We start from the raw sequence: 11,878 nt of genomic DNA, 5'->3' as shown, positions 1-11,878 counted from the left end.
CAGAGCGCAGCCGCAACGATTCAAACAACTTACAGATGCAAGCAACTAACGCAGTACTCGGATTCATGAACATGGGTTGGCCGGAGATCACGATCGTCATCGTAATCTTCATTCTCCTATTTGGCGCCAAAAAACTTCCAGAGCTCGCTCGCGGAGTCGGCAAGTCGATCAAGGAGTTCAAGAAGGCCACCAGCAATATCGAGGACGAAGTTCGCAGTGCGATCGAGGAAGAGCCGCAAAATACAGCTCCCAAGCAGGTCACCCAAAAGGAGAACACCTCCTCGGAAAACAAGGCCTAAGCCGCGTCTCCGAATCTTAACTACGCATTTCAAGCCGGTCTCCCCAAAAGGAAACCGGCTTTTTTGCGCTTACACCGCCAGAATCCTCCGATTTTCCGGCAAAAGTAAAAAATACCCTTGATCCTGAGAAATTTGCGTTTGCCTAGGGGGCAATTAGCCACTTGCTTCAAAACGTCCTTTTATTGAGCATCTTAGCTATCCATGTGGCGTAATCTTCTCGGTCTCTTCTCCAACGACATCGGCATCGACTTAGGTACTGCGAATACCTTGGTCTATTCCAAGGACAAAGGTATCGTCCTACGAGAGCCGAGCGTGGTCGCCATCCACAGTGCCACGCGTCGCGTTTTGGCAGTTGGTGACGAGGCGAAAAAGATGCTCGGACGTACTCCGGGCAACATCACTGCGATCCGCCCAATGAAGGATGGCGTCATCGCCGATTTCGACATCACCGAGGCCATGCTCCGCTACTTCATCAAGAAGGTGCAGACTGCGAAAATCATTCCGCCTCGCGTTGTCATTGCAATCCCCTCCGGCATTACCGAGGTGGAAAAGCGAGCCGTGAAGGAGTCTGCCACTCACGCCGGCGCCCGCGAAGTCATGCTCTTGGAAGAGCCCATGGCCGCTGCCATCGGCGTAGGTCTCCCCGTCGAAGAGCCAGCCGCAAACATGATCGTAGATATCGGCGGTGGTACTACGGAAGTCGCGATCATCTCGCTCGCAGGCGTGGTCTACGCTCGAAGCATTCGTGTAGGCGGTGACGAACTGGACGCGGCAATCATCAACTACATGAAGCGTGCCTACAACCTCCTCATCGGGGAACGCACCGGAGAAGAGATCAAGCTCCGAGTCGGTTCAGCAAACACGCTCGACGAGGAAATGACGATCGAGGTGAAAGGTCGCGACTCAGTAGCGGGTCTCCCTAAGACCATTATGATTTCATCCCAGGAAATCCGCGAAGCGCTTTCCGATACAGTCAGTGCCATCACTGAAGCCGTCCGTAGCGCCCTCGAACGCTGCCCACCTGAACTTTCAGCCGACCTCGTCGACCGCGGATTCGTTCTAGCGGGCGGCGGCGCGCTCCTTCGCGGAGTCGACCGACTCCTTTGCGAGCGCACAGGACTGCCAGTCACCATCGCCGACGATCCACTTTCAGCGGTTGCAAACGGCACCGGCGCCGTACTCGCAGAACTCAACGACCTCCTCCCTTACGTCACCAGCAACGCTAAGGACTAGGAAGGCAAAACGCCCCGCCACCCTCCTGCGAAGGACTGATCCTTGTACAAGAAGCGACTTTCCCAGTTCAAGCCCCTCATCGTCCTTGGAGTCGCAACCATGGCGTGGCTTTTACTCCCCGTCGTATTCAAGTCTTTTGCCAAAAAAGGCTTCTACGAATTTCAAGCGCCAGTCTCGCTCACAAGCTCCTACGTTCGCGACCTTCAAGACTTTTGGTCCGCAAGAACCAAGTCCAAGAACGAACTCTATGAAGCCGGGCAAAGCCTAGCCCGCCTCAACGCCGGCTACCAAATCGCCGCTCTTGAAAATCAGACTTGGCAGGCCGAGATCGCCCGACTGGAAAACCTCCTGCAACTACCCTCACGCCCCGACTACCAATACGAGATCGCCCGAGTCGTAGAACGCGACTTCAACGCCTGGTGGCAACGGATCATCATCCGAAAAGGCAAAGACTACGGCATCCCGGTTGGAGCTCCCGTCGTTTTCGTAGGCGGCGTAGTCGGCAGAGTCAGCGAGGTCCACGCCTACACCTCCGTCGTCGACCTGATCAGCAACAACCACCTTCGCCTCGCCGTCGTCATAGATGGCGACAATCGCCCCATGAGCTACCGCGGCGGCGGTTCCGAATCCTTCGCCCAACCCGTCGGACTCGCCGAGTTCATTCCAACCGATATCCAAATCGCCGATACAGAAAACCGTCCCGTCCTCATAACCTCCGGGATGGGTGGAGTCTACCCTGCCGGCCTCAAGGTAGGAGAATTGCGACGCCTTCGCCAAGGAGCGGGCGGAATGTTCTACGACGGCGAAGTCGAACTCGACGCCCGCCTCGCGTCCCTAACAGAGGTCGCGGTCATGATCCAAATCCCCCCCGAACCGGAGCAATGATCAGCCTTTCCAAAAACCGCTGGATCCTCGTAGCTACCGGGCACTTCGTGCTCCTATTCTTCCTCGGGCAAGCAAACCACTATCTTTCATCCGTTGGCGTTCAGCTATTTCTCATCGGCATGCTACTATCCTTTAGCGCCCTGGAACTAAGCTACTCTCAGGGCGTCCTCTCCATAGCCCCGATCTGCTTGATCATCGATAGCAAAACCCCCTTTCCCTTCGGCTACAATCTCATCGCTTGCCTAACCCTCTTTACCATCGCCCACATTCTACGCTCTCGTGTAAGACGAGAAGTCACCGCATCAGCCCTCGCCACCTCCATCCTGCTAAATATCGGAGCATTCGCTGCTTACACATTTGGAGCCATTCGCTATTTAGGTATCGAATCCCTCCATTTCGTCCCGCTCTCAATGAATCTTTTGGCCAGTACCCTTGTCGTAACGCTATTCAACCGGATTTTCTTCGATACCCAAACCGGCGTACTATCGATCTTCGGAATCAATCTGGCTGAAGAACAACGAGAAGCTCGATGAAGGCAGAAGAGAAAATGAAATACCAGGGGCGGCTGCTCCTATTCTACGGGCTCCTCGTGCTAATGATCGGGACCCTCCTCGTAGGAGTCGGCTACCGTCAACTTTTCGAGAGCGACGAATTTTCCGAACGCGTAAAAGTTCAGAACCACCGCCGAATCGTCACTCCCGCCCCACGTGGCAACATCTATGATCGAGAAGGACGCCTACTGGTCGGCAACAAGCCCAAATTCTCCGCCGTCGTCTACCTTTCCGACTCAGGCGTACGTTCCGCATTCCGCCAAGAGTACCGCGTCCTCGTACGTGACTACCGAGCGCGAGGCGAAAGCTACCAGACCGGCATGCTCCAGAAAATGGCACGAGCCAACGTCATCCAAACGTACTTGGACGACGTCAACCGCATGCTCGGACTCGAAGAGACTGTAAACGTCGAAAAGGTCTCCGCCCACCTCAACTACAACCCGCTGCTTCCATTTCCCATCATCGATGACCTGACTCGCGAAGAGTTTGCCGTCCTGCTAGAATCACTCCCCGTAGAATCCCCTGTTCAAGTTTACGTCTCCAACCAGCGCAACTACCCCTACGAGGCCACCGCGTCTCACACTCTTGGATACGTTTCCTCCACGATCCTAACCCCTGACGCAGGTCTTCCCGGCGAGGACCTCACCACCTTCGCTGAAAAAGGGACCTTCGGACGCGCTGGAGTTGAAAAACAGTTCGATGAAATTCTCCAAGGCGAGATGGGCACAGAGATCTGGGTCGTAGATCCCTACGGCTTCCAAGTCGAAAGCAAAGAACGTCGCTACCCGACCAAAGGCCGCGACATCCAGCTCTCCCTAGACATCGACATCCAAAGGGCGGCAGAACAAGCATTCAAATACCACGATCGCGAAACCGACACCATGATGGACCACATCGGCGCGGCCGTGATGCTGGACGTCAACACGCTTGAAGTCCTCGCCATGGTAAGCAAGCCGGACTACGACCTGAACGACACCACCCCGTTCATCAGCAACGAAACGTGGAAGAAAATGAACGAAAATGGAGGATTGCAAAACCGAGCGATCCAAGGCCTCTACCCGCCAGGCTCGCCATTCAAGCTCGTTACCTCCACCGCCGCTCTGAAAGCGAACACTGCCCACGCCGAAACCATGCACTTCTGTCCCGGGCATTTTCGCCACAAGTCCGGCATGATCCAATACTGCGCGAAACGCTCAGGACACAAGGAGGAGATCCTATGGGAAGGCATTCGCGACAGTTGTAACGTCTATTTCTTTCAAACCGGCCTCGAAACCGGTATCGACAATTTGAGCCGCGAAGCGATCTACATGGGACTGGCCAATAAAACGGGTATCGACCTTCCCCACGAAACAGGCCGCATGATCATCCCCACTCGCGACTGGAAAAGGAATCGCTTCAAACAAGGCTGGTACCATGGCGACACCACCAACTTCTCTATCGGCCAAGGGTTCATCCGCGTAACGCCCCTCCAGATGGCAACCTTTGCAGCAGGCATCGCTCGCAATCAAATCGTTACCAAACCGAGCATCCTCAGACTCAGCCCGCAACAAGCAGCCGAACGCCCGCCCCCAAAACCGACAGGCTTGAGCACAGAACAGCACTCCATTCTCGTCAAAGGAATGATCGCTTCCGCGCAACTCGGAAGCAGCCGCCGGATCGCAGTCCCAGGACTTTCGATCGCGGCTAAAACTGGCACCGCTGAAGTAGCCAAAGAAGGCGGCAAGATCGAACTTGCTTGGATTGTAGCGTTCGCTCCGGTGCAGGACCCTCAAGTTGCCCTCGCCGTCATTATCGAAGGACAAAAATTAAACGCCGATTTCTTCGGAGGCGTCTGGGCCGCCCCTATCGCCAAAGCGATGCTGGAAACCCATGTAGCGAAAAATCCAGACCTCCTCGAAGTCCGCCCTACCGCAAGCGTCTCGCTTCCCTGAATACAAGACGGGCGTTCGGCCAACTATCCTTCGACCCAAAGCGTAAGCGTTGTAGATCAGCAACCACGCTCGCCCTCTTCTCCAAGTTCTCACAGCGTCTCTCCGAAACTTTGCTAAGCAGCTTGCTCGCTTTTCGTCGAATGGGATCACCTCGCCTAAAGGGAGCCAACAACAATTCGCGAACATTCAATGCCATGTTGCGCTGTATCAAAAATGCAATCACCAGCAAAGAAGCCAAGAAAACCATATAAAGGATTCGCCATATGCTCCAAGGAGCTGTCACCCAAAGAAACAAATATTCACCAGTTTTCTTAGCCCACTGTTCAGCTACGGAGATATAAGCGAGAAAGAAATCCTTCAATTGAATCGCCGCTTCTTTTTGCGCGTCCTCATCGAAGTTCACGATCCTTCGATACCACAACAAACGGAGACTATCTAGAAACGCTGAAGAGTCAGCGACTCCGAAACGGCTGACCACCGATTCAGTCATAGGGTTGACCACGGGAGCCTCAGACCCTGGAGTTGGGTCAACTCGTATCCAACTTCCAACTCCATCATAAATTTCCGCCCAAGCGTGAGCATCCGCGTTGCTCACCATAAAATACTTTTCGTAAGGGTTCCATTTCCCGCCTTTAAAACCAACAACGACACGAGCCGGATGCCCTGCCGCACGAGCAGTAAGCACAAATGCAGAAGCAAAAAACTCACAATGCCCTGGAAGGTCGGATTCAAACCACCGCGCCACAGGATCCTTAACGTCCTCAATCTTTGGTAGCGAAACGGACATAGAATAGTGATGCATTTCCCACATCTGGCTCAAAGCCTTTCTCGCAAAAGCCAACGGCTCCAGCGTCTTTCCATTCGTAACCTTCATGGCCGCGCGCCTAAAGACCTGCACGGCCTCGTCTTCCTCCGGCAGAGCCAACAAGGTTTCCGGGTATTCCACCCGAGCTTCTAATTTATCGCCAGCGAGAGACTCCGTAAGGAATTTAGGATACGAATTGGCAGGCACATCTGGCACAGTTCCAGACAAATCAACCCCTTCAATTTGATAGGAGATCATCTTGGAATTGATGTCCTTCAAAGAAATAGAATGCATGTGCGGACCAATCGAGATCTCAGTGAGATTCGATACCGTCATGTGCTTGAAGGTACCGATAGTCGGCAGATACTTACTTACCTCCGGTTCCAAAAAGAATGTCCAACGGTCTCGATTTTCAGTGCTAGGAGATTGTGCGAATCGACGATCTGGCCAGTAACGGATTGCATGATACGGCGACGCCAAGGGGCTCTTTTGCAATTCACTCAAGTTATCGGAGAGCTTGAACCCTCCCTCCTGGTATTCGTCCAGCGCGAGCATTCGCCAGTAAGGCGTCAGTGGCACTATCGCGTCTTCAGGAACATCCACACGCAGAGCAACAGTCTCGTCGTTCTTTATGTTTGTGACTTCCCCCAGCTGAACGCGATCACTGAAACCAGAAAGCGTCTGCTTAGACTTCATCTTAAACAGACTAACCTTGTCTTCGATATCTATCCGAGGAATCGCAATAAACACAATTGCAGCCACGAAAACCATCGACGAGAAAATCGAAACTCCTAAAAAGACGAAACGAGTCGAGACGACCGATTTCAAAGACCTTATGAAGTTCAGATCTGACTTTTTTCTCAACTCCTCCAGACGAGCGTAATCACCTTCCGCCTTGGTTTCGATCGAAGTGTTTACGACCAAATAGCCAATAGCGACTCCGGCAAACGCCAGTAGTTGCAAACCAAATACCAGCGTAGCCGTCAGAATGCCTGTCATGATAATCAAGAATAGACATAGCAACGCCAACTGCATTTCCTCCCGCCGCTTATTGTGATTCAAGCAGCGAAACAGGATGAGCCACGTGTTAAGGTGCAGGAGAGCTGGTATCGTGTCCTTCGCCAACACATCCACCAGCACCAGCGGAATAATGGCGACCGCATAAACCTTCCAAACAATTTGAGGCACTCGAGCGATCCACGATGGTTTGATCAAAGCTAGGATCACAACTGAAGAAGCAATCAAAGCAGGCGTTTTACCATGACCGCTAATATTGAACAGCGTGGTGATACAGATAAGCCCCATCAAAGCCCCAAGCATCCACTTTAGGGCGAGCAAATCCTCAAGACTATGCCTGTGCGACTTGGATTTCATTCACGAAAGCTCCTACCCCTCCACCTTGAATTGGCTGAAAACAGATTCGATTACGCCCGCTAACTTCTTGCTGATCGAAATCCCCGTTGTTGATAGTCAGCTCCGCCAGAGCGTCAAAAAACGCTTCTAAGTCCGGAACTCTCTGAATTCGTATGCTAGGACCGCCAACAATATAACAATTCTCTATCTTACTCTCGAGAAACAGATCCTCAGCCAAACTCGCAGCGAACGAACACATTTTATCGAAACTCTCGTAGTCCTTCCAAAGAAAGGCGGCTGGATCCACGACTAGATCGAACAAAGCCTGAGTCTCGCTCGCGTTTTGCTTCACGATCAGACGTCCTTGCTTTGCGGATACTTTCCAATGGATAGAACGAAGAGCGTCCCCCTTCTCGTACTGGCGAAGCCCGATCAACTCTCCGGAGACGCCTTGCTTCTTACTGCTTTTGCCTTGGTACGAACCTGCGAGTTCGGAATTTCGATAGCGCGTATACGATATCCGCTTGGGCCACACATGGATCTCAGCTTCGCATTCACCAGGCAGATATTTCGACAAAAAACCAAATGGAAAATTGGAAACCGCATTCTCGATCCGCACCAAAGTTTTCATGCGGCGCACCGGTTTAAACCTCCACTCGAGCGAGGTTTCTTCGCCTGGATCGAGTCGCTCCTTCATGTAAAGCCGACGTTTTTTATCCACAGCTTCCGTTTCCAAACCAAAGGAGACGCAAAACAACGGAAACCGTTGTCGGGCATTTTCAATGACAACCGATACGCTTCCTTCTTCGCCCACTCTAAAGGTCGAACTCGTCTCCAGACGCCAACGTGCGCAGCGCAAGTTTCCCCAACATATCACACCGCTCAAAATCAAAGCTGAGATCAGCAAGGCTAGTGCAGCAAACAGAATGTTGTTCACGGTGTTGTAGGCAGCCAACCCAATCGTAAGCCCAATAAAAATCAGCAAAAGCCCTGAACCCGTCGGGACGACCTTGTGCCCACGAGGTGGCACGAAAGTCTCCGTGAATAGCCGAAACAACGAGCGACGCTTTTTAGAAACCGCCGGGCCCCGCCAATCAAATCGCTCCTCTGCAACCTGAGTCGCCATACGAGCCTACTTAGGTTGTGGAATAGCGTTCAGCAAACGGGTCAAAATCCCCTCCACCATACGGCGTTCCTCCAGAGCGTCTGAAGAAGGACGGCGGAGATTCAGACGATGCCCCATCACGGGGACAGCTACCTGCATCACATCCTCCGGGATTACAAAGTCGCGTCCCATGCAAAGAGCGCGAGCCTGAGCCGCCGTCTTGAGAGCGATCCCGCCACGCACACTCACACCGGCCTTGAATTCGCTTTCCGTACGAGTCGCGGTGATCAGCCTCAAAAGATACTCCAAAATAGACTGTTCAAGATACACCTTGGAAACAGCCTTCTGCATCGCTTCGATAGCCGCTGGCTCAACCGCATCTTCGATTTCGAGTTCATCGTAGCTCTGCGATTCTTCAGCCAAAATCGCCAGCTCATGCTCCGGGTCGGGATACCCCATCTGCAAACGCATCAGGAAGCGGTCCATCTGGCTTTCCGGAAGCGGGAACGTGCCCTCGTAGTCGACCGGATTCTGAGTCGCGATCACCATAAAGGGCGACCCCACCTCATACGTGCCACCATCGATCGAGACTTTTCCGTGGTCCATGACTTCCAAAAGGCTGGACTGGGTCTTTGGCGTCGCACGGTTGATTTCGTCTGCGAGAACGATGTTCGAGAAAATCGGCCCTTGCTTGAAATGAAACTCCCGATCCCGCTCGTCGTAGATAGAAACCCCAGTCACATCCGTTGGCAGCAGGTCACTGGTGAACTGGATTCGCTTAAAATCAGTGCGCATCGCCTTCGCTAAACAGTAGGCAAGCGTCGTTTTTCCGACCCCCGGGAGATCCTCGATCAAAATGTGCCCCCCCGCAGCTAAACAGATAAGCGCTTGATCGATAACGTCTTCCTTGCCCTTGATCCGGGAGCGCATCACCTCGCGAAGACGGTCGAGAGTCTTGCGAGACTCGCTTAAGGCGTTTGTGGGAAGAAATTCACTCATCATAAGCTCCTAGGGAATAACAATTTAGATAAGGCAGAAAAGTCGTCCTCTATATCGGCATCTACGTATCGAAATTTACACATTCCTCAGACCAATTCGCCCCGCTCCCTTCCGTACACCTCCAAGTAGCTCCCCCTCAATCAGTCTGCCGAATCCTCAGCTCGCCGCGCAGGCAAACCCAAGCTGCCACATTCCCAGAAAAACGCGAGCTCCCGCTAATCCTTTGCATGAATTTCACTTCATGAAATCCGACGATCTCCCTCTGAAATCACCTAATTCTCAGAAAAAAATACCTGCGAGTGATTGTTGCACTCCCCAGCCTTGCATTTCTCGAAAGCACGGTCATAAGTTCCAGCCCGTTCGTCGGGACTACCCGGCGAAAGAATCGTTAAATATCACAAAAGAAAATGACGACTGATATCATAGACATCAACGCACGTGAGATCCTCGACTCACGCGGCAACCCAACAGTCGAAGTCGACGTAGTACTCGCTTCTGGAATCGTCGGCCGCGCGGCCGTACCATCTGGCGCCAGCACTGGCGAGCACGAAGCTCTCGAGCTCCGCGACGGCGACAAGGACCGTTACCTCGGAAAGGGTGTCAGCAAGGCCGTTGACAACATCCACAAGCTCATCCTCCCAGAACTCGAAGGCATGGACGCTTGCGATCAAGTCGCAATCGACAAGGCGATGATCGAGCTCGACGGCACAAAGACCAAGAGCAAGCTCGGCGCGAACGCGATCCTCGGTGTTTCTCTCGCGACTGCTAAGGCAGCTGCTCAAGCTTCTGGCCTCGAACTTTACCAGTACATCGGCGGACCAAACGCTAAGACTCTCCCAGTCCCAATGATGAACATCATCAACGGCGGTTCTCACTCTGACGCTCCAATCGCGTTCCAGGAGTTCATGATCCGTCCAGTTGGCGCTCCTTCTTTCAAGGAAGGTCTCCGCATGGGTGCTGAAGTTTTCCACGCCCTCAAGGCGATCTTCAAGAAGCGCGGTCTCTCCACAGCTGTTGGTGACGAAGGTGGTTTCGCCCCAACTCTCGAAGGTACAGAAGACGCTCTCGACTCCATCATCCAAGCGGTTAAGGACGCTGGCTACAAGCCAGGTCGCAAGGAAGACGGCGGCGAAGTTTCTATCGCTCTCGACTGTGCATCTTCCGAGTTCTTCGAGAACGGCGTATACGACTACGCTAAGTTCGAAGGCGAAGGCGGTGCGAAGCGCAACTCCGACGAGCAAGCAGCATACCTCGCAGAGCTCTGCGAAAAGTACCCGATCGACTCCATCGAAGACGGCATGGACGAAAACGACTGGGATGGCTGGGTTGCAGTAACTAAGGTTATCGGCGACAAGGTTCAGCTCGTAGGTGACGACCTCTTCGTAACCAACGTTGACTACCTCTCCAAGGGCATCGAGCTCGGCGCAGGTAACTCCATCCTCATCAAGGTTAACCAAATCGGCTCCCTCACCGAAACTCTCGACGCGATCGAGATGGCTCACCGTGCAGGCTACACTTCCGTGACTTCTCACCGTTCCGGTGAAACGGAAGACGCGACCATCGCTGACCTCGCCGTTGCAACAAACTCCGGCCAGATCAAGACTGGTTCACTCAGCCGCTCCGACCGTATCGCTAAGTACAACCAGCTCCTCCGCATCGAAGAGCAGCTCGGCGAAAACGCGCAGTACGGCTTCTAGTCGTATCCGCGTTTCCATACGTCATCATTTCCAAGCCCGACGCCTCCCGGCGTCGGGCTTTTTCGTGCCAAAACGTAGCGCGGTGCTTCAGCCCGCGACCGCAATGCAGGATCAAACAAATTCAGACGCGGGCTAAAGCACCGTGCGACCTCTTCAACTTCCTCATAGACATCCCCCATCCTCTCCCTACTCTTTCCACCAATGCCCTCGACCTCTCTCCAGTCGATTCTCGATCGCGGCAAACTAGAGCTTACTTCCGCCCCAATCCTCTACCGTTGCGAACCCATTTGGAGCTGGAGAGTAGACTCCCTCCCAGGGCACGCCATCCTTTTGATACTCGATGGCCGAGGAAAGCTCACCGTCGACGGCACCCCCATCGATCTCCGTCAAGGCCTCTGCTTTTTCCTCAAACCAGGAGCTAAAATAGAAGCCCAGCAAAATCCATCCTACCCGCTCTTTCTCTTCCTCGCCCAGTTCGAGAATCTGAATACAGTCCCCAAAGCCCAAGAGGAAGAAGAAGACATCAACTACGAAAGTCTATTCATCCACAACGCCCGCAATCTCGAAACACTGGCCGAACTGGTTGCCTCCCGCGAGCCCCAGGACGCCCTCTTTGACGATGCCATAAGGATGCTCATCCGCCTTATCGTCTCCGAAGCCAACCACAACGCTGGCAACTTCGATCCAAACGCCTACGAAGCACTGTACGCCATCGAAAACGACCTCGCCCGCAAATGGACGATCGCCGATCTCGCCGCCGAAGCGAAGATGTCCGCCACAAGCTTTGCCCGCTCCTTCAAGCGTATGACCAGCGAGCCCCCAATCCACTATGTCATTCGCAGACGAATGGAGGAAGCCAAACGCAAAATCCAGCAATCCAGCCTACCCATCGAGGAAATCGCCATAAACCTCGGCTACGACGACTTCTCCTTCTTCCGCCAACTATTCCAAAAACGCCTCGGACAAACACCAGAGAGCCTTAGGGTTGGAAGGACTATCTAACTTTTGCGGGAAGCGGCC

Annotated in this window: 10 protein-coding genes; 7 read left to right on the top strand and 3 right to left on the bottom strand. The window is 53.4% G+C overall.

Annotated elements, in window-relative coordinates; all coding sequences use genetic code 11:
• Window positions 1-35 precede the first annotated feature (35 nt).
• The 5 genes from JIN87_RS11515 to JIN87_RS11495 all read left to right on the top strand — a co-directional run bounded on the left by JIN87_RS11515 (window position 36) and on the right by JIN87_RS11495 (window position 4,899).
• Window positions 36-299, top strand: a complete 264-nt coding sequence (locus JIN87_RS11515) for a Sec-independent protein translocase subunit TatA/TatB (RefSeq protein WP_200355712.1) — start codon at window positions 36-38, stop codon at window positions 297-299.
• A 201-nt stretch (window positions 300-500) separates the two neighbouring features.
• Window positions 501-1,532: a rod shape-determining protein gene (locus tag JIN87_RS11510; protein ID WP_200355711.1), complete on the top strand. Its 1,032-nt coding sequence runs from the start codon at window positions 501-503 to the stop codon at window positions 1,530-1,532.
• A gap of 42 nt (window positions 1,533-1,574) precedes the next feature.
• Window positions 1,575-2,417: a rod shape-determining protein MreC gene (mreC, locus tag JIN87_RS11505; RefSeq protein WP_200355710.1), complete on the top strand. Its 843-nt coding sequence runs from the start codon at window positions 1,575-1,577 to the stop codon at window positions 2,415-2,417.
• A complete protein-coding gene (locus tag JIN87_RS11500) occupies window positions 2,414-2,950 on the top strand; it encodes a hypothetical protein (protein WP_200355709.1) in 537 nt (178 codons plus the stop codon). The genes mreC and JIN87_RS11500 overlap by 4 nt, the downstream gene beginning before the upstream one ends.
• The gene (locus JIN87_RS11495) at window positions 2,947-4,899 is read left to right on the top strand and encodes a penicillin-binding transpeptidase domain-containing protein (protein WP_200355708.1); all 1,953 of its coding nucleotides are present in this window, start codon (window positions 2,947-2,949) and stop codon (window positions 4,897-4,899) included. Before JIN87_RS11500 ends, JIN87_RS11495 begins: the two co-directional genes overlap by 4 nt.
• Here JIN87_RS11495 and JIN87_RS11490 read toward each other — a convergent pair.
• The 3 genes from JIN87_RS11490 to JIN87_RS11480 are packed head-to-tail and all read right to left on the bottom strand — an operon-like array spanning window position 4,874 to window position 9,164.
• Entirely contained in the window at window positions 4,874-7,078 is a 2,205-nt protein-coding gene (locus JIN87_RS11490) for a transglutaminase TgpA family protein (protein ID WP_200355707.1), read from the bottom strand. The two genes, JIN87_RS11495 and JIN87_RS11490, sit on opposite strands and share 26 nt — an antisense overlap.
• Window positions 7,053-8,183: a DUF58 domain-containing protein gene (locus JIN87_RS11485; protein WP_200355706.1), complete on the bottom strand. Its 1,131-nt coding sequence runs from the start codon at window positions 8,181-8,183 to the stop codon at window positions 7,053-7,055. The genes JIN87_RS11490 and JIN87_RS11485 overlap by 26 nt, the downstream gene beginning before the upstream one ends.
• Before the next feature lie 6 nt (window positions 8,184-8,189).
• Window positions 8,190-9,164, bottom strand: a complete 975-nt coding sequence (locus JIN87_RS11480) for an AAA family ATPase (protein ID WP_234033361.1) — start codon at window positions 9,162-9,164, stop codon at window positions 8,190-8,192.
• Between the two features lie 404 nt (window positions 9,165-9,568).
• On the opposite strand from JIN87_RS11480, the gene eno reads away from it, so the two are divergent.
• Entirely contained in the window at window positions 9,569-10,858 is a 1,290-nt protein-coding gene (eno, locus tag JIN87_RS11475) for a phosphopyruvate hydratase (RefSeq protein ID WP_200355705.1), read from the top strand.
• A 201-nt stretch (window positions 10,859-11,059) separates the two neighbouring features.
• Window positions 11,060-11,860 (top strand): helix-turn-helix domain-containing protein, encoded by an 801-nt coding sequence (locus JIN87_RS11470; protein ID WP_200355704.1) that lies wholly within the window; start codon window positions 11,060-11,062, stop codon window positions 11,858-11,860.
• Window positions 11,861-11,878: the final 18 nt, after the last annotated feature.

This window comes from Pelagicoccus mobilis (assembly GCF_016595505.1).
GTDB lineage: Bacteria > Verrucomicrobiota > Verrucomicrobiia > Opitutales > Opitutaceae > Pelagicoccus > Pelagicoccus mobilis.
The sequence above is the reverse complement of the archived record's forward strand: the minus strand, read 5'-3'. Positions and strand labels throughout refer to the sequence as shown.